The following is a 19,872-nucleotide window of genomic DNA, read 5'->3' on the forward strand; positions in this document are numbered from 1 at the left end:
TCTAATCGCCATCAGTGCTATTAAAGCCCACACGGATACCAAGTGCTGGGATTAACTGGCGCTTAATAAGACGAGTGACATCAGTCAAATGATCATACAACGCTTGTTGATCGTCCTTATTCGCCTCTGATAAATCTTCTGGCATTTGTGCTAATAATGCAGTCGTGTCAGCTAATGCAGTTGATAGATTATCCGAAACTTTGTTTTCGTCATTGCTGCCAAGAATAGCTGTCAGTACAGGGTCAGTCATGGCTTTATTGATATTATCTAACTTAGCATTGATAATAGCGCGGCTTTGACCAGCAGTAGCAGCAGGCAAATGGCCTTTTGCTTTACCTGTTAGACCGAGTGGCTGATCAATGGCATTAGACTTCATGGTCTCAATCAATGACAGTAGAGAGTTAATCCATTGATTTAAGCCTCTATCGCTTTCTGCTGTTTTGTCTATCGCCAATAAATCAGTCGCGTTTTGCTGCCAGTTTTTCTCGATATCTTTTAGACGCGTGCTCAACGCACTACTGGCGCTAATCACATAAGCACACTGACCAGCATCTAAACTATCGTTGGCAAACAAAGCTTCTTCCAACCCTGGTACACCTTGTACGATAGCACTCTCGCCAGCAAGCTGCTCTGGCGTTAGTTTTGGATTGGCAGCGATTAAATCAGCCACACCACTATGTACGAGTCCGCGCTCATCAGGATAGTAGTTAATGTATAGATTGCTCATGCTAGCAGTCGCAGGACCGAAGTTGACCATCTCAGCACTTGACCATGCTTGTGCCAACACTAGCCACTGTGCACGTAATGCTTGTAGCTCATCGCCACTTACTGGCGCTTGGGTACAATGCTTCTGCGCCAATTCATTCAACAGATCGCTTTGCTTGACTGCATCAGCATACGCCGGAATCACGATATCGTCTGCCACATGCGTCAAATACGTTTTTGCAGTCTCAGGGCTGATATCTACTGCAACGATTTGCTCAGTACTTTCTTTGCTGTTTTCTACTGAGCTGTCAGTAGCTGCACTGTCTTGCACAACTTTTTGGCTGTCTACATCTGCAGTTTTATTGTCATCGGCAGGTTTGACACAACTGATCAACAGTCCAGCACTCAATGCAGATAGCGCCATTGCCAAAGCGTGGTTTATTTTCATAGGTTTCTCGGTAATGTTATAGATAGTAATTTATAGCGTTTTTATACTGATCTTATAATAGCGACTTTATTACAGTGATTTTATTATAGCGACTTTAGGAACGCATTAAGCTCTGCGCGACCTTGTTTGTCTAACTTTAATACTTGTTGCTTTTGCTTTTCGGCTTCTCCGCCATGCCATAAAACAGCTTCCATCAACGTACGGGCACGGCCATCATGCAAAAACGTCGCTTGAGGATCAACTGTCTGCGCAAGCCCCACGCCCCAAAGTGCTGGCGTACGCCATTCATAAGAGTTGGCTAAAAATTCAACTTGGGCATCTTTTGGTGGTAGTTTGCCAGCAATCGTACGATCAGCGAGATCATCGCCCATATCGTGCAATAGCAAATCTGTGTAAGGATAAATCACTTGTCCATGCTGCTCAAGGTGATCATCGTCGGTTTTTGGCAACTGATATCTTGGCGTATGGCAGCTTTGACAACCCATGTCATAAAAACGCTTTTTGCCAGCCAGCACAAGCTTATCATCCGCATCGCGGCGATGAGGCACTGCTAAATTGCGAGTATAAAACTCTACAAATTTCGCGACCTCATCGTTTACTTCCACAGGTGACTTACCATTGCCCTGCTCATCAGCACCTGTCGCTGCATTTAGGCAAGCGGTCTGCGTTGGCATACAGGATTCATTAGGACGGATGTTGGACGTCAGACCCATGTCTTCGTTAAAGGCACTTTGGTTCTGAGTAATCAGTTTGGTTTGACCCGCTTTCCATCCAAATCGTCCAAGTGCACGCTTGCCCGTTTGCGGATCCATGACCCAGTTAAACTTACCACTGATATCGCTATCATTACTGTCTCTGGCTTGTTTTTTAATGTCATCATCAGGTATTTGCTCTAGCAGCCCAAGCCCAATCATTGGTAGCGCCACACGCGGTGATACCATCATGTCATCATCAAAAGCACCGTAGCCAGGTTTGGTCAAATTAAACGTTGGCGCACGTAGCGTCTCGACATATCCATCAGCAAAGGTAACTGGTTTGTCTGTCCACTGCACCGCAATTCTTGCTTCAGCAGGCACTCCCTGAATACCCCGATCTTGTAGCTGGCCACCATACATAGGATGAACCACTTTTTCAATCAGCGAGTCCTGTAGCTGCTGACGTTGCTCATCGGTCGTCGCTGGCATAGACAGACGAATTAACAAACTATCAGCATCGTCATCGGCAGTCATCGGCGCATGACCTCGCCCATCTTTGACATGACAAGACTGACAAGCGGCCACATTAAATAATGCACCCAGTCCATCACGACTATCAGTACTGGCAGGAGCAACGACCCATGGCTGCTTAAAGAACGCATTACCAATAAAGAACGACCCTTTTCGAGAAGCTGCTAGATTCGATGAAGGCTTCGAGTAGCTCTCAGCACTGCTAATGCTAATACCAGAGTCACCGCCCTGCTTGATCTCTTGAGGGTCAAAGCTTACCAGTTGCTGCATCGGCACGCCTGCCAGTGTTTCTATATTTTTGGCATGTTCGGACGACAGCGCTTGGCTTTTTTCACTGCTGCTTTCATTACTTGAGGCCTGCTCTGAAGTAACATCAGAAACATCGTCAGAAGTGTCGTCAGAAACGCTATCAGATGGTTGACACGCACTGATAGCCATTGCACTCGCGATAATTAGCGCAAGCTTAGAAGGTATAAGTCGTAGGATTTGAGTAGCAAGAGGAGAATCAGAGGGGTTAACATAATTGGCGTTCATAGAAATCAATTGCCTTAGCGCTAGAGTAGAACCATTAAAATTTTGTCATACCATCTCATTCTATATCGTCACAATCATTGTTCATCGACATATAATAAGGTGGTACACCGGCCAATTGGCTTATTTAATGCTCGTAAAAATGCGTTGCCAACGGTGGCTGACAACGCACGTATTATATCTAATCTAAGTATCTAATAAACAGCGGTTACTGACCTATAACGACTAATAAAACGTCGCAAAGCCCATTAAAGGCTTTTAAATAAGGGCCGCTAGCTTAAATTTTTTCTTAAAACTGTGACCCAGCATCTGCGTCTAGATTATCGATTCCAACTGCTTTTGCAGCATTTTCGATACTGGCCGTCAGCTCTTGTAAGCTAGTAATACCCGCTTCAACCCATCCACGACGGACGTTTTGCTCTTCAGCAGAGATACCTTCTTGGCTTGCCTGACCGACAGTTGCAATCATCTGGTCAATCTTGATGCCGTCTTTTTCGCCTTTTTCAACGATAACGTTGAACGCGCCTTCTACTTTGTTGAATTCAGCAGCCAATTTATCAGCAGCTTCTGTATGGCCGTTATCCGTTAGATAGTCTTTGATACCGTAGCCGCCCACTGTTTTACCAGCGACTGTTGTATAGCTACCGTTAAAGACATTTTGGATACCGCGCGCATTATTGGCATAGCTTAAATGAGTCAAGTCACTAAAGCATTCGTGCTCATCTTCGGTAGAACCAGTAACGAAAGCGACCTGCATACGCTCAGAAGCAAGCTCACCTAATGCTAAGCTGCCCATTTGATACATAATTTGGCGTAGACCATTGTCATATTTGCGCGCTATCAAATCACTACGCAAGGTATTCTCAGTGTCGGGCTGCCACTGAGCTTCCATCGCGGTCAAATCATCAACCAATAGTTGAGTTGCAGCAGTTAAGAATTCACCACGGCGCTCACAGATACTGGCATCTTCATTGACGGTCTCACCACTAGTACATTGTCCGACTTCAGTCGCATAGTCAGTGACTGGACGATTACCTGCGCCTTCTTTTACACCGTTGTTGTCTTGACCCCACAGCATAAACTCAATCGCATGATAGCCAGTGGTTACATTAGCTTCACTACCACCGATTTCATTCATTTCTTCGAGTAGCTCAGGCGTAATCGTACTGGTATCTTGCTTGATACTACCCACAGTAATGCTGTCGCTATTGATGATGTTCTCTTGGCTGTTATATTCGCCTTCGTAGTCATCACCAACATAATCAATCAGCGCTTCATCAAGTGGCCAAGCATTGATCTGCCCTTCCCAGCTATCGATACTGTTGATAGCACGTTTGTCATTGGCAGTCACAAAGCCTTCATCAAAACGGAAAATTTCAGTTTGTGAATATGGTTGGCGTGCCGCTTTATAGGCAGCTTTTGCAGCATCAAGGTTTTCTTGTGTTGGAGTGGCTACGTAAGTTTCTACCGCAGTTTGTAGCGCTTTAGCCGTGTCCAACGAATCTTTATAAGCGGCGTGTGCCATATTTGCATAACTGATAATCAATCTATCAATATGTGCTTTTTCGGCAGCAGTCATCTCTGTATTATCAGCCGTCTCTGTGTTTGCTACTTCTGTTTGCGTTTCTGTCGCAGCATTGGTGTCTTCATCGGCTTGCTTTGTACAGCCCGACACCATTAACAATCCTGCAAGTGCAACAGCTAAAGTAGTTGGTAAAAGCTTACGGCTCGTTACTGTGGTAATCGTCATACATATCCTCAAGAAATATAGCAAAAAATTCGTTTTGGTTAAGTAGCCTCAATTATTTTGATAATCAAGCCATGTTACAGCAGGCTATCTTAGCCATGCACATTGAATCTCAGTGCGCACGATAAGACGTTTAATATTGCATTGATAGCAAACACTGACAAATTATAGTGTTATTGATAATCATTATCAATATTTAATTTAATATTAACTATATCTATCAATCATCACTGTTTTATTCAAACTGAAAATACAAAAAAAGAGCCAGCATATTGCTGACTCTTTTTGAAATATATGTGCTCAAATATCTAGCACATACTTAATAGCTATATAGCTATTTATTAGTTATAGCTATTTATTAGTTTACGCTCTGTGGTGCGTTAACTGTTAGCTCAACACGGCGGTTTTGACCACGGCCATATTCAGTGTTGTTGTCTGCGATTGGACGTGACTCACCGTAAGCAACGACATTTACACGGTTTGAAGCAACACCGCGAGCTGTTAAGTAGTTAGCAACTGAGTAAGCACGATCACGTGACAGACCCATGTTATAAGATGCTGAACCTTTACTATCAGTGTGACCAGCGATAGTAATCGTGTTTTGGTTGTACTGGTTCATTGTTGAAGCAAGCTTATCAAGCGTTGGCTTGAATGATGAGCTAAGGGTTGCATCATCAAATGAGAACGTGATGCTACCTGGCATAACCAAATCAATGTTACCAGTGGTTGGGTTCTGCTCAACAGTTACGCCTGTACCAGCCATTTGCTGCTCAAGCTGACGAGCTTGACGCTCCATGTAGTAACCAACACCTGCACCTAGTGCTGCGCCGATAGCTGCATCACGACCAGTTTTGTCGCCGCCTGTTGCTTTTGAAATAGTTGCACCACCTGCTGCACCAACTAAACCACCTAAAGCAGCTTTATTTAGACGCTGTTGTCCAGTGTTTGGATCTGTTGTACAACCGCTAAGTGCTAGACCTGATGCTACTGCTGCAATCATTAAAGTATTACGCATAATATTTCCTCTTAAGTTTAAAAAATCTTGCTTTTTATAAAGATTGTCCATTAATCTTTTTTAAGTACTTATCTACATTCCCCATTATTATGGCAACTACAACCTATCTCTGTGTAATATTTTGTCATACCTATGTATGAGAAGTGCAGGTTATATTTCAATGATTTTATAGGTCAAACCTTCGCGCCTTGCTACCACTAGTCACGTTTACAACCGTACACTACAACATGTTTCTGCTAAAATTATATCGCTGAACTTGTCGGCTTTAAATAGTCATGATTTAAAGCTTTACGTTCATAATATTCCTGACTTGACTAGGACAGATTCAGCGACATACGGCTTATTATTAATCAGATAGACTGAAAAGGATTGAGCATGCGATTGACATCTACCATTCGAAAAATGCATAAACGTTCGCCTAAATTGGGCAAAGCTGTGTCGCTTGCAACAGCTACTGGTGTCATCGCCGCCAATAGCTTCGGTGGTAGTATTCCTTTATGGCTAATGGGCGTCGGTAAAGTCATTACTGGTGCCTCTATTGCAGACAAAGCCGTCATCAAAATTGCTACTCACTGGATCAGTAGCAACAGTGCCTTGATCGATAACATGTTGCCTCGCAAAGATTGGCGTATCAACCTACCGGACGATATTCATACCAATGGTAAATACCTGCTAGTGAGCAACCACCAATCATGGGTCGATACTAGCATCGTGCAGTATATTGGCGAAAAACGCTTACCACTCACGCGATTTTTTACCAAGTTTGAGCTGATTTATATCCCTATCGTTGGTCAAGCTTTTTACTTTTTAGATTTTCCAATGATGCGCCGACACTCAAAAGAAGCCATCGCCAAAAACCCTGCGCTGAAAGGCAAAGACATCGAAGAAGCCAAACGTGCCTGCGCCCTACTAAAAGACAAACCGTTTACCTTACTAAATTATTTGGAAGGTACTCGTTTTACCAAAGCCAAACAAGCTCAGCAAAAATCGCCCTATACGCACTTATTAAAACCTCGTGCAGGCGGATTATCATTGGCTATCAGCGCATTAGGTGAAGATATCGATGGCATATTAGACATGACAATCGTATATCCTGATGGTGTGCCAAGCTACGGCGACCTTTGGAAAGGCAATATTAAACGTTTGGGCGTTGACTTGCGCTACATCGACATACCAGATGCCTTGTTCGAAAGTATCAAGCAAGGTGGCTACGAAAATGATGAAGACACAAAAGCTCAAATGTTCGACTGGGTTGAACAGGTGTGGCGTCAAAAAGATGAACGAATTAGCACTATGTTGGCAGATTTTGAAACCAATCCCAAAACGCAAGATGCCTAATAAGGATACTCAGCAATATTAAACTGGCTGACTGTTAAATTTTATAAAATACCAAGCACAGTCTATGCAAGCGTACTAAGTAGTAAATATCGATAACGAGATAAAAAGTTATTGAGGAACAAAGTTACGGGTACGAGTGTCACAATAGTCATATCTTACTTGTGATGTTTACTGTTAAAACAGCCATGCATCATAAGTAAATTTTAATCAAAGATGGGTTGTTTTTTAGCCTTATTCATTGATAATGTGACTAATCATGAACTCATAGATTTTCGATGTCTACTTTGATAGTAAATGGTAGCAAATATCGATTTCTGACCCATTTTTTGTGCCATTTATTACTTATAAGGTATGACTGTGCCCACCTCTACTACTAGCTCGCCGTTAGCTACCGAATCTGTTTTGAGTCAGCCTCCTTATCCAATAAGTGATGAGCCACCAAAACCTAACCATCCAAAGCCGAGTCGTTTTAAGCTCACTTACGATATTGTCATGATTATTGCCATCAGTATTGATCTACTATTGATCAGTATCGATGCTATTTTGATGAGCAATTTTAGTAGTAATGCTGCAGAATGGCTAACCATCAGTGAAGCGCTCAATTGGTATCAGAGCACTCTACATGATCCTCTACGCACTGCTGGAGGTTTTTTTACTATCTTTTTGGTCGTTGAGTTGCTATTGCGCTGGGCGATTGCCATTAAACAAAAAGTCTATTATCGCTGGTTCTTTTTCCCATTCGTTCATTGGTACGAAGTATTAGGCTGTTTTCCGCAGCTACGTGCTTTGCGACTACTGCGAGCGGTCGTTATTGGACGACGTCTATATCAGCTTGGCTATCAAGTACTGCCGCAGACGTGGATCAACCGAATCAAGTTTTACATTGACCTACTGTTAGAAGAGCTCTCCGATCGCGTTATTTTGACAGCGATACAGAACTTTCGACAAGAGCTAACCAGTTCAGACACGCATAAATCATTCATTGAGTCGACGATTGCAAAAAATCGAAATGAGATTGAAGCGGCCGTATTGTCCGTGCTGCGTACAGAGCTTGCACCGAAGCTGCAGGAACTGACTGCCTCATCAGGTGGCGGCAGTATATTGGCGAGCGAAATGGGTAATGCTATTGAAGAAGGATTGGCCAACACACCTGAATTGCGCCGCTATCTACGCATGATACCTATCGCGGGCAGTCTGATTGAATCACAGCTACATCACGTCGGGCACAATATCGGTGAGAACGTCGTAAATGCATTAAACAAGCGACTTTTAGACCCTAAGCGCTTGGATATATTAATGACGGAAATTGCTAGCGGTATTGCGCAAATAGATACCAATAATACAGCGCTAGATACTTTGATTTCTAGTATCATTGATGACAGTTTGACTGCGTTTGAAGCGCAAGTAAAAGTGCAACAATGGAAGCACCAAGATATGCTAAATCTATAGTTTAGCTATCTAATAGCATGATGTAATAAGAGACATAATACCGTGACAGAATTATTTTTAAGGGTTTGTATATGACAGTTTCAGCTAACGATAACCAGACTGCACCAGCGCTAGCTTTCTATGGCAAGATGCTGACGTTTTCACGCGTACAGTTTAGTACAAGCGATCTAGCAGCTATAGAAGCTCAGCTAACTGAAACGCTCAGCAATAAATCGAGCAATATTCCTATCCTTATTGATAGTGACGTTGAGCAGGATTTATCAGCACTAGTAGAGCTGTTATGGGCATGGGGATTGCAGCCTATTGGCGTAGTGACAGGTATGCTTGATGCGCAAGCACGTGAGCAGCGCTTAGCGATATTTCCAGCAGATGGTAAGCGTATTGAGCGTATATTACCAAGTAAAAAAGCGCCTATACCTATCCAACCATCACCAGAAAACGATAACGCCGAAGCAGTTAATGCTCATAGCGTCGATGATACTTCTACCACGAGCGAACCTGCTACTGAAACCACACTATCTAATATGCCCACCGAGACATTGGTAAGTACTCAGCATATTACTAGCTTAATCTATGATCAAATGCTGCGTTCAGGACAAAGCCTCAATCACGTTGGTGGCGACTTGATTTTGACCAGTAGTATCAATAGCGGCGCTGAAGCGATTACTGACAATAGCTTGCATGTATATGGTCGTGCACAAGGGCGTTTGGTGGCAGGCGCAACAGGGGATAAAGATGCCCGTATATTCTGCCAAGTCTTTAATCCGTCACTGGTATCAGTAGCAGGGACTTATTGCTTACGAGACAACTTACCTGAGCATGTCATCGACAAGTCGGTGCAAGTAAAATTCGTAGAAGGTGAAGGCTTAGTATTTACCGTGATGGATGAAGCTTAAGACGCCATTAAAAATAATACACCGTGAAGTGACTTTATAGAAAACTAAGGTAGTTAAGCTGCTCTATTCGACAAGCCAAAAACCATAGTTATAACCCTACCAATACCACGCAGAGAGGCTAATTGAGCGATACATAGGTTGTTTTTCTGCTTTAGTATCGGGCTGCTATAAATTTTTGTTTATTTATGCTAGGCTAGCTTCGAAGATAGTGTATATATGTTAGGTGAATAACATGTAATTTTGCTATTTATATAAAAGATATCCCATTGATTCATAGGAGTGTGCCATTGTGGCGAAGATAGTTGTAATCACTTCAGGTAAAGGCGGTGTGGGTAAAACCACGACAAGTGCTTCTTTTGCCGCTGGTTTGGCGTTACGTGGCTATAAAACGGTTGTTATCGACTTTGATGTAGGTCTACGTAATCTAGACTTAATCATGGGTTGCGAAAACAGAATTGTTTATGACTTCGTTGATGTCATCACTGGAAACGCGCGCTTGTCGCAAGCACTTGTCAAAGACAAACAGCTTGAAAACCTGTATATCCTGCCAGCCAGTCAGACACGTGATAAAGATGCACTGACAGACGAAGGGGTATCAGAGGTAATGGCTGAGCTCTCAAAGCAGTTTGACTATATCATTTGTGACTCACCTGCCGGTATCGAGCGCGGTGCACAGCTAGCGATGTATCATGCAGATGAAGCTATTATTGTCACTAACCCTGAGATCTCTTCAGTGCGTGACTCAGATAGAATCATCGGTATTCTGCAGAGTCAGACGAAAAAAGTAGAAGAGAACCAAGGTACTGTTCGTGAGCATTTGATTATCACTCGTTATAATCCTGAACGTGCGGCTGCCAATGAGATGATGGATATCGATACTATCTCAAATGATATTCTAAAAGTTCCACTACTTGGGGTTGTTCCTGAGAGCCATTCAGTGCTTGAAGCGTCCAACCATGGCGAACCAGTTATTCATTATACCGACTCTGTTGCTGGTCAATGTTATGAAGACATTGTCGCCCGTTTCTTGGGTGAAGAGCGTCCACTACGTCATATTGACGTGAAGAAAAAGAGTCTATTACAGCGCTGGTTTGGGGGATAATGATGACTAAGAAAAAAGGATTTTGGAGTAGCCTATTTGGTACTGACGACAACAGTAACGCAGGTAGCGCAAATTTAGCAACTGAGCGTTTAAAAGTTATCGTTGCTAGCGAAAACAGATTGAACAATCGCTTAACGGTTGATCGTATCGAAAAAATGAAACGTGAAATCTTAGAAGTTGTGAACAAATACGTTAACGGTGTGCAGATTGATGATGTCAATATTAATCATCGTTCTGAAGACAGTCTAGACGTGTTAGAGATGAATATCAATTTACCTGAGCATAAGAAATAGCGTTTTAATAGTACGTATTTCTACAATGAATAAAAAAGCCCCAAGTTTGATACTTGGGGCTTTTTAATGTTTATCGATTATTTCATACGGGCAATAAGATTGTCTTTTTTGACAAACTGATGGTATAACGCGGCTGCTATATGCAAGACCGTAAAACCAATAATCATTGGCCAGATAATCTCAGTATGCAAGTTATTATAAAAACGAGCCAAGCTTCTATCTGGGGTCACGAATACAGGGATCTGAAAGATACCAAAAACATCAACTGGTCGACCACCATATACTGTCATCAATAAGCCAACCATTGGCATAGCAATCAGTATGGCATATAGAGCAAAATGTGACAGCTGGGATACGAGCATTTGCCATTTTGGCATGGCTAACGGTGGTGGCGCCTTAGTAAAAACACGGTTGATGACTCGGGCAATCATCCAAAATAATAGGCTCATGCCGAACGCTTTATGATATCCAATAAACACATTGCTATCTAAATTCTCATATAGCAGTATCATTATCCATGTGACTAACAGTAAAGCTGCACTAATCCAATGAAAAATACGGCTACTAACCGACCACTTTGATACATTCGAGTTGGCATTATTCATGAGGGACTCTACTACCTTTATCAGGAATTATCTCTAATCAATTTTATAACCCAGCTAATGCTCTTCAAGAGATGAAGTCATTAACATTACTGGCTTACTATTTATAGAATGGAGAATACCTGAAATAGCGATAAGAATCTAGCTATCCGAATCAATCAGGTGATGGGCAATTTTATCCAAATCTGGCACTAAGTAGATTTCGTCATCAATCATCACTGTTTGATATAGGTAGGATGAGACGTCATTTTTATCAAAATACTCTTCCCTATCTTCGCCATTGGTAGTACTAAACTGTTCCGGTGTCTCTACATCTTTCACTTCAGAAATTCGTGCTTGCAGCTGACGCAAATCACCTGCTGTCTGTAAGGCAAAACGGTGATCAGTCGTATTACCTTCCAAAACAATCATTTTGTCTGGAGCTTGATCTTGCAGTAGCAAATTAAGTACAGCCAAATTTTGCTGTTGCCAGTCGTATCTAGAAACCTGCTGTTGGAGCTCATCCACACTCAAAATTAGGCTACTTGGAATGATCCAGTCTGGCTGGTTAACGGCTGGAACAATAGTGACGTCAAGCATACCGTTGTTGGTAGTCAACAGACTCACAGCCTCAAACGAATGTTTCAAAATTTGTGTCATACGTCACTCGCAATAAGTTAATGTTAATGGCTATCTGCCCTTTCACCAATGTAATCGGTTAGTTTTTTTGCTAAATCGGTAGGGCTACCAACAAAATTGCAATACCCTGAGTCAATGATAGCCTGAGGTTGACTTGGACATGCACTCAAGCTCGGATCTTGTGCCCATAATTGACTGTTATTGTCTTGGATTAGGTCCAAGTACTGAGAGCCATCATTACCCATACCTGAAAATATAATATTAATAAGCTCGCTACCATGAACATCACTGGTATTTTTGAGCAGCTGCCCGATTGCAGGCTTATATTCACCATGCCAATCTTGATCCAATAGTATCACGCGACCTGTTGAATCACAGACAACCTGCTTATCAATAGGTACTATCAGACACTCTCCTGCTCGTAATCGCTGTGAAGAAGCGATAATCTTACAGCGCCAGTCATTATGACGATTAAGTATGCGGGGCAACGTACCAATCATAGCCTGATTAAAATGATGTGCCAATAAAATACAAATTGGCAGTGTGGCTGGTACGTTATCTAAGAATTCTTTAACCGCACTAGGGCCACCCATAGAAGCACCCAAAAATACGACATAATGCCAGTCAGTATCAGCACTCTTGTAAACTGGAGCATCTATCAGTGTTGGCAAGTCAAGCAGTTGGGCAAATTTACGCTTTAACTTACGTTGCCACTTTGCATATTCTTGCGATTCGTTTAGATACGGTGCTTGACTGAAGCCAACCAGTACTGCTGCTGGTTTGGATGCCACCGTCGCTATTGCCACACTGTCATCATAATCACTGTCTATCAGCCAAATATCGATAGCTGAGTTAGAAAGCTCACCTGTTTCCTGCCACTGTGTTCGTGACACACAGCCGACCAGCGTAAAGCCAAAACCACGTACCGTATCTAAAAAAGCCATGCGCTGGCGGTGATCTTCTGCCACCACCATCACTTTAATATCGTTTCTATTTTTTTTTCGCAGCGCTAAAACACGTGCATTATCCTTCATTAGTCAGGCTGACCCCTTCACCTAGTAGTTTTTGCATTTTATCAAGCAGCTCTTTTTCTTGGAATGGTTTACCCATATAGTCATTCACACCAATCTCTAAGGCACGCTCACGATGCTTTTCGCCAGTACGTGACGTTATCATAATAATCGGAATTTGCTTTAAACGATTGTTATGTCGGACTTGAGTGGCGACCTCGAAGCCGTCCATACGAGGCATTTCGATATCAAGCAATATCATATCTGGTGTCATATCTTGCAATATCTCAATTGCATCAATACCATCTTTAGCGACTGCCACATTGAACCCTTGGCGTTCTAAGAAACGTGAGGTTACTTTACGCACTGTCACTGAATCATCGACGACTAAAATGGTAGATTTAGACTCTATACGTCCTCTTTTAGCATCAGCAGCTTTCGTAATATTCTTGACCAATTGCGCATTACGCATAAGAGCAATCAGATCTAAGATGAGCATGACCGAGCCATCACCCATGATAGTAGCAGCTGAAACTCCTGGAATATTTGACAATTGTTGGCCTAGAGGTTTGACAACAACTTCTATGCGCGAACCTGCAATCTGATCCACTTGCAAAGCAATATTCTGTCCGGTACGGTTTTTAATAATGATAAGCGGTAAGCTGGTATTGGTATTTACGACTAACTCATTTAACTTATTGCCTGATAAAATCTCATTTAGGTAGCGTACTCGATACTCAGTGTCTTCGAAATTTAATGTAGCATCATTTGATTGATAATAGTCATAGAGCTTCTCTGGGTTCACTCGAACCACGCGCTCAATCTGTACCAATGGAATTGCATAGTAGCGATCTGCAGCACGAACAACCAATGCGTCAGACACGGCTACCGTCAATGGTAGGCGCATTGTGAAACTTGAGCCTTTACCCAACTCTGAAACGACAGATACCGATCCACCTAGTTGGCGAATCTCACTAATAACAACGTCCATACCAACGCCACGTCCAGAAATCTGAGTTACTTGCTTACTAGTACTCAATCCAGCGTTGAAAATATATTGCATAATATCAATGTCTGACAGACTATTATCGTCTGCATCAATTAGACCCTGAGAGATGGCTTTACTACGTACTGCTTCAACATCAATACCTCGTCCATCATCTGTTAATTGAATGACGATTTCACTACCTTCACGACGGACCTCAAGGGTGATACGGCCACTACGCTCTTTTCCTGACTTCAGACGGGTTGACGTGGTTTCAATACCATGGTCGACAGCATTACGTAACATATGCTCAAGCGGTGACGTAATGCGCTCTAGGATGGTTCTATCCATCTCGTCATCAGCATTAACAATGGTCAGTTCAACAGACTTATTAAGCTCGTTAGCTGTTTGACGTACGATACGTTCAAGACGTGGTGTCAAGCGTGTAAATGGCACCATACGTGAATTCATCAAACCATCTTGCAGTTCAGTCTGGGTACGAGACAACTGTAGCAGTAGGCTTTCACTATCACGTGTCTTTTCTAATAACGTATGGTTAATATCAACCAAATCCGAGGCCGACTCTGTTAAAGATTTAGACAGCTGATTCAAAGATGAGTATTGATCCATCTCTAGAGGGTCAAAGTCTTCATTATCGATGAGTTCCTCATCTATCTGAGACAGAATTTGTGCTTCTAACTCGATCTCCATACGACGTAGCTGATCTGCCAGGCGTTGTACTGTCGTACCCATCTCTTCGATACTGTTTGTTAGACTACTGATACCCATATCGATACGAGCACGGTTTATCGCTGACTCACCAGATAAGTTAATCATGTGCTCAATTAAACCACCTGAGATACGAATCATCTCATTGCTACTAGCGCTCTGATCTTCCTCGTGAGTATCTCTAAGCATAGACGGCATTTCACTGATATCTTTTGCAAGATACTGCGAATCTTGGTTTTCTTTTGCAATCAAGATTGCTTCACGCTGGGCTTGTAGAGACTCTTTAGGTATCGTTTTTAGGCTATCAGGGTTTCTACCAAATTGCTCCAACGCTTCAATTAACAGCGTAGGCGTTGGTGGATTAACATGTTGTTGAAGAATAAATACTGCATCAGCCAGCCAGTCATGACTTGCAACCAGTAACTCTAATACTTTTTTGGTGGCTGGACGTCGATTACTGACAAAATCCGTATAAACTGATTCCATTTCGTGAGCTAAGTCAGCGATACCAGAGGCAGTGACCATACGTGCGCCACCCTTTATGGTATGCAAGTCACGTTGGAGCGCTTGTAACGCTGTGGTATTACTCGTGTCTTTTAAGAACAAGTGCAGATACTTATTACGATTGGTAAGCTCTTCTGCCTCTTCCAAAAATACTGCTAATATATCAGGATCAGGGAGTCCGTTAGCCCATGATTGTTTAATCATGCTATCCAGACTTAGGGTACTAAATACCTCATTATCGCTGTCAACAACATTGGCAGCAATGCTACGCTCTGTAGGTTCAAAATGATTTTTTGGTACTGGTATGACTAGATCGACTACCTCTGGTAACGTTTTTGCTTTTTCAAGCTGGCGCAACTGTTCAATCAGCTCTGGAGTAAAGAAAGATTTCTTATGACTCACAATATGCATTACTTGCAGTGACATGGTATCTTGCACCATTTGCATGATTTCAAGCCACTGCGCGGTTGGCGCTTTTCGGTTCTCTACAAACGACTCATAGACGCTTTCTGCTTCGTGAGTCAAATCACCAATACTACGGATACCAGCCATCCGTGCGCCGCCTTTAATCGTGTGCAAATGACGCTGTAGAACTTTCAGCGCATTGATATTGGTGATATCGGCACGCCATTTATTGAAGCTTTCATCTAGTGCAGTATCAAGCTCTTGTGCTTCTTCTAAAAATATTTCTAACAGCTCGGCATCAGTGTCAATCGTTTCAAGCTGTAGCTCAGCTGCTGGAACAACTTTAACGATGAAACCGATATTCTCATTGTCATCACCTTCTTGATAAATACTTCGTAGCTCATCAATGACTTGTTTATCTATTTTTAAGGAGGTACTTCCGGCTAAAGCATCGAACAAGCCTATCAGTTGAGCGTGACCTGCATGTAATATTGCTTGAATGTCTTTATCTTGAGCATTATCGATATAATTACTCAAATAACGGTATGTGTTGCCAAGTTCATCAAGAATTGTGACAAATTTTGGAAATGCTTGCGCCTTTTCCATGAGAGCAGCTATTTGTGAAACTTGCTGCTCTACATAGTTCTGGACATGCTCTATTTCAGTATGGTTAAGTGCATCTTCCAATTCCCATTCAGCATCTAACAAGGCATCAATATTACTATCTAATAGCTCTTCTATCGACGGCTTCCTATCTGTCATCACGGTAGTATCACTAACAACATATTGTTCGTCTAGCATTGCTTGTAATGATGCTATATCTTGTTGACTTTGCGAATCCTTGTTCTCTACTGATACATCATGCTGTTCTGTATTTTGTTTATAATTATTTAAATAGCCATCTATTAGTTTCGCTGACTGAGCCAACGCCTCTAGGTGTTGAGCATTCATCCCAGTATCCTGCTGCTGTAATAACTCTAGGCTATGTTCAATAGTTGCACTGACTTCGCTGATAGCGGCCAAGGCACTAGAACCAGAAGCGCCGCGCAAAGTATGGAATGCGCGTACGATTTCATCTGTGATTTCTATACAATGTTGCTCTCTGTTGTCTTTGACAAACTGTTCGATACGATCAAGCAACTCTTCTGCTTCATCAATAAATATCTTACAAAATACTTTCTCTTCCTCGCTTTGAGGGGTAAGAACAACCGCTGCCTCAGCCATTCTTTCGTTAACTGAATGAAAGGTCTGTAAGGTAGAATCTATTGCTTCATTACTGTTGTCATCATAAGCATTGTTAGTCTCAGCCGTATCAGACCATGGCTTCGTTTCCTCCATCTCATCTATAGAACTAACTACTGATTGTGCAAACAAAGCAGAATAGCTAAATCCATTACCCTGCTGTTTGCTATAGGCATCAGCACACGCAATCCACACTGGAACTACAGCTGGATAGTCTTGAGTACCCTGTTCAAATGCTACAAGCATCTTGGGGTAAGCTGCCAGTACATCTATAATCAACTGACGCATATCAGCTGAGATAGCGACACTATTATCCAAAACACGGTTAAGCATGTTTTCTATAGACCATGCTAGTTCAGCTGTATAGTTAGCGCCTACCATGCGGCCCGAACCTTTTAAGGTATGGAAACCACGGCGAATATCCTTTAAGCCCTCTAGATCGCTCGGTGTTTTCTGCCAGTTTTCATATAATGGCACAATTTCTGCCAATACTTCATTGGCTTCCTCTATAAATATCTCTTTGATATCAGGATCTGCATCGTTGGCATCAGCTGGTAGTTGATTGGTTTCTTTAATAAAAGGTGCAAGAACTTCTGGAATTTCCAACTTAGATAAAGATTCGTTTACATCTCCTTCTCTACTTTCAGAGCTAATGATTGATTCAGTCTCATCAACTATTAAAAGTGATGCTTCCAACGCTGCATCATTTTCTAGAACAGAATCAGTAATAACCAACTCTTTATCACACAACCTAGTATCTGTTGGATTAGGCTCAGCTAGCACCAGTCCAGTATTAAGAGGCTGTTGGCGCATTAGATTGCTACTTTGTAAGATAGTAATCGCAGGATCAAAGCTTGGTAAGCGCTGCGCTTCAAAATCTGTTACCAGTGTTGGTAAGCTTTTTGTCGTATCAATCACTAGGCTCACAATTTCATCTGTTACAGGCAGCGTCTTATCCAATAACCGATTGAGTAGATTTTCGATTGACCATGCTATTTCACTGATACTAAAAGCACCAACCATACGACCTGAACCTTTTAAAGTATGAAACCCTCTCCGCACTTCGGTCAGTGGTGTCAAATCTTGTGAGTCTTGCTGCCAAATTGGTAAAAAGTCTCTTAGATCCGCAATTACTTCTGTCACTTCTTCAATGAAAATATTATGAATTTCTACATCAGTCTCAAAACTGTCAGATTTGACTTGCTGACGAGCCTGTTTCAACAAATCACTTTCGATACTATTAGACAAATGCACACTATCTTGACTAGCCAACTGCTCCGCATCTCTATTGACAATAGGTTCAACCTCACCACTATCGTCATAACGCACAACATCGTTCGCTGACAGTTTTTGAGTAGGCACTGTCTGATCAAGCATCTCTGGTGTTTCAATATAAGTATTTAGAAGCTGTGTTGCTTTGGCTGTATGTTCATTTGCCAATGTAAGTAACTGCTGATCGAAAACCTGCTGTGCGAGGTAATCAAGCAATAGCTCAATAGAGGTTAAGCTCTCAGCCAATGCTTGAACCAAACTCCAACTTGGTGTCGTAATTTGATGAGTGTTCAATCGTTCAAATATGTTACCTATGTCTTCTATTGTTTGACGAATTACTGGCAGCCCCATATCATCAAAAGCTTGACCAATACTAATAAAATCATTATTAGCTGGTATTAATAGAATGTCTTGACGCTGTATATACTCATTGAAACTTTGCTTTATTTCTTCTACTTCGATTCGTAGCTCACGTATGCCATCATCGGTTGGAATAATTTTACTCTTACCTATCGGGTTGCTCTCTTCGCCATCCGTTATATCTGGCACAGTAGTAAAAGAAGTCGCTCCCCCAATTTTGAGTGAAATTGTTTTTTCAGTACTATAAATAGCGTTATATAACTCTTGTAGCTTGCGTTCAATTTGCCATTGCTCTTGCGCAAAGCCCATTTCGGATGAAAAAGCTTGTTCTAAATCTGCAAGAATTGATTCCACTTGAGACACGTAATAAGTCCAACCTCGGTTTTTAAGTTGGCTTTTGATGCTTTCTAAAGGCATTACCAAAGTATCTGGCTCATCTAGCTTGAAGATAAGTTCTTCAAGTTCATTCAATAATCTTGGTAAAAAACGTGGGGCTGTCGTTGCATTTCGTGTTACTTCATCCAAAATAGATTGAGTGCGTTTGCTACTATAAGTTAGATAGCTTAGTTCTATATATATTTCCGTAGTCAATCTGAAAATAGTACCTGAAGGCAACACATCTGAATAGATATAGGACTCTATAATTTGATCAAGCTGACTCAACAATGGTGAGTAATGCTCAGGTATCGGTGTTTCATTGTGAGTAAGATCACTTAGCATCAGTTCAGTTAAGTACCAAAGTCTCTGTAGTCCCTTATCATGTGCAGTCTGCCATAAGTATTGACTAACTTTTTCTAGAGTACTTAGTAAAGATGATTGGTTTGTATTAGTGATCAATAACTCTTGTACTTGTTGACGCCATACGAGTAGCAACTGCTGATACTGTTCATTAGTTAAAGTAGAAGTAGCTGGACCCGTTGGTACGACCACTTCAATACTATTGATAATATTTTCGTTATTAGCATATTCATGCTCAATATCGTTAACTTTTATAGATAAGTTAGTTTCTATATCTCGTTGAGACAAAGCTCGAGTCAGTTCATGAGTAGCTTTAGTTACTAAGCCAGTATGGTAACTTCCTGTACGTGCATATTGGTTGATCTCACGTTGCAGTAACCGGTGAGAAAACTGGCCTACACGACGCTCTTTGATAGAAAAGTCATCGTTACTTGCTAGTGTTGCAAGTTGACTCAAATTGCGAGCGATACTTGCCAACAAAGGAAGGTTAAGTATGATTAGCGCACCACTAATCTGGTGATAATGTGATGTCAGTTGCTTATGATCAATATTGGACTCACCCAATTGCCAACCATCAGATACCTGTGATAATTGCTGATTAAATAATGGTAGTAACCATTCAAGTGTCACTATGTCATTGGGCTGTTTCTTCATAGG

The 19,872-nt window shown here is 41.9% G+C and carries 13 protein-coding genes; 5 read left to right on the plus strand and 8 right to left on the minus strand.

Going from position 1 to position 19,872, the window contains the following annotated elements:
* Position 1 precedes the first annotated feature (1 nt).
* The 4 genes from V6252_RS10735 to V6252_RS10750 all read right to left on the minus strand — a co-directional run bounded on the left by V6252_RS10735 (position 2) and on the right by V6252_RS10750 (position 5,672).
* Positions 2-1,153: an imelysin family protein gene (locus V6252_RS10735; RefSeq protein ID WP_341610432.1), complete on the minus strand. Its 1,152-nt coding sequence runs from the start codon at positions 1,151-1,153 to the stop codon at positions 2-4.
* A gap of 83 nt (positions 1,154-1,236) precedes the next feature.
* On the minus strand, positions 1,237-2,913 hold the full coding sequence (locus V6252_RS10740; protein ID WP_425355879.1) for a di-heme oxidoredictase family protein: 1,677 nt from the start codon (positions 2,911-2,913) through the stop codon (positions 1,237-1,239).
* A gap of 286 nt (positions 2,914-3,199) precedes the next feature.
* Positions 3,200-4,660, minus strand: a complete 1,461-nt coding sequence (locus V6252_RS10745; protein WP_341610434.1) for an imelysin family protein — start codon at positions 4,658-4,660, stop codon at positions 3,200-3,202.
* A gap of 355 nt (positions 4,661-5,015) precedes the next feature.
* Entirely contained in the window at positions 5,016-5,672 is a 657-nt protein-coding gene (locus V6252_RS10750) for an OmpA family protein (protein WP_057761553.1), read from the minus strand.
* A gap of 375 nt (positions 5,673-6,047) precedes the next feature.
* On the opposite strand from V6252_RS10750, the gene V6252_RS10755 reads away from it, so the two are divergent.
* The 5 genes from V6252_RS10755 to minE all read left to right on the plus strand — a co-directional run bounded on the left by V6252_RS10755 (position 6,048) and on the right by minE (position 10,750).
* Positions 6,048-7,010, plus strand: a complete 963-nt coding sequence (locus tag V6252_RS10755) for an acyltransferase (protein ID WP_341610436.1) — start codon at positions 6,048-6,050, stop codon at positions 7,008-7,010.
* A gap of 351 nt (positions 7,011-7,361) precedes the next feature.
* On the plus strand, positions 7,362-8,459 hold the full coding sequence (locus V6252_RS10760; RefSeq protein WP_341610437.1) for a hypothetical protein: 1,098 nt from the start codon (positions 7,362-7,364) through the stop codon (positions 8,457-8,459).
* A gap of 71 nt (positions 8,460-8,530) precedes the next feature.
* Entirely contained in the window at positions 8,531-9,355 is an 825-nt protein-coding gene (gene minC, locus V6252_RS10765; RefSeq protein ID WP_341610439.1) for a septum site-determining protein MinC, read from the plus strand.
* A gap of 289 nt (positions 9,356-9,644) precedes the next feature.
* A complete protein-coding gene (gene minD, locus V6252_RS10770; RefSeq protein WP_057761560.1) occupies positions 9,645-10,457 on the plus strand; it encodes a septum site-determining protein MinD in 813 nt (270 codons plus the stop codon).
* A gap of 2 nt (positions 10,458-10,459) precedes the next feature.
* Positions 10,460-10,750, plus strand: coding sequence for a cell division topological specificity factor MinE (gene minE / locus V6252_RS10775; protein ID WP_057762631.1), 291 nt, complete (start codon positions 10,460-10,462; stop codon positions 10,748-10,750).
* 77 nt (positions 10,751-10,827) lie between these two features.
* Here minE and V6252_RS10780 read toward each other — a convergent pair whose 3' ends face one another.
* From V6252_RS10780 to V6252_RS10795, 4 genes are all read right to left on the minus strand, one after another.
* The gene (locus V6252_RS10780) at positions 10,828-11,355 is read right to left on the minus strand and encodes a cytochrome b (protein ID WP_341610441.1); all 528 of its coding nucleotides are present in this window, start codon (positions 11,353-11,355) and stop codon (positions 10,828-10,830) included.
* A 138-nt stretch (positions 11,356-11,493) separates the two neighbouring features.
* Positions 11,494-11,991, minus strand: a complete 498-nt coding sequence (locus V6252_RS10785; RefSeq protein WP_341610443.1) for a hypothetical protein — start codon at positions 11,989-11,991, stop codon at positions 11,494-11,496.
* 23 nt (positions 11,992-12,014) lie between these two features.
* Positions 12,015-12,944: a chemotaxis protein CheB gene (locus V6252_RS10790; RefSeq protein WP_341610512.1), complete on the minus strand. Its 930-nt coding sequence runs from the start codon at positions 12,942-12,944 to the stop codon at positions 12,015-12,017.
* A 49-nt stretch (positions 12,945-12,993) separates the two neighbouring features.
* Positions 12,994-19,869, minus strand: a complete 6,876-nt coding sequence (locus tag V6252_RS10795; RefSeq protein ID WP_341610444.1) for an Hpt domain-containing protein — start codon at positions 19,867-19,869, stop codon at positions 12,994-12,996.
* Between the last annotated feature and the right edge of the window lie 3 nt (positions 19,870-19,872).

It is taken from the genome of Psychrobacter proteolyticus, assembly GCF_038155145.1.
GTDB lineage: Bacteria > Pseudomonadota > Gammaproteobacteria > Pseudomonadales > Moraxellaceae > Psychrobacter > Psychrobacter proteolyticus_B.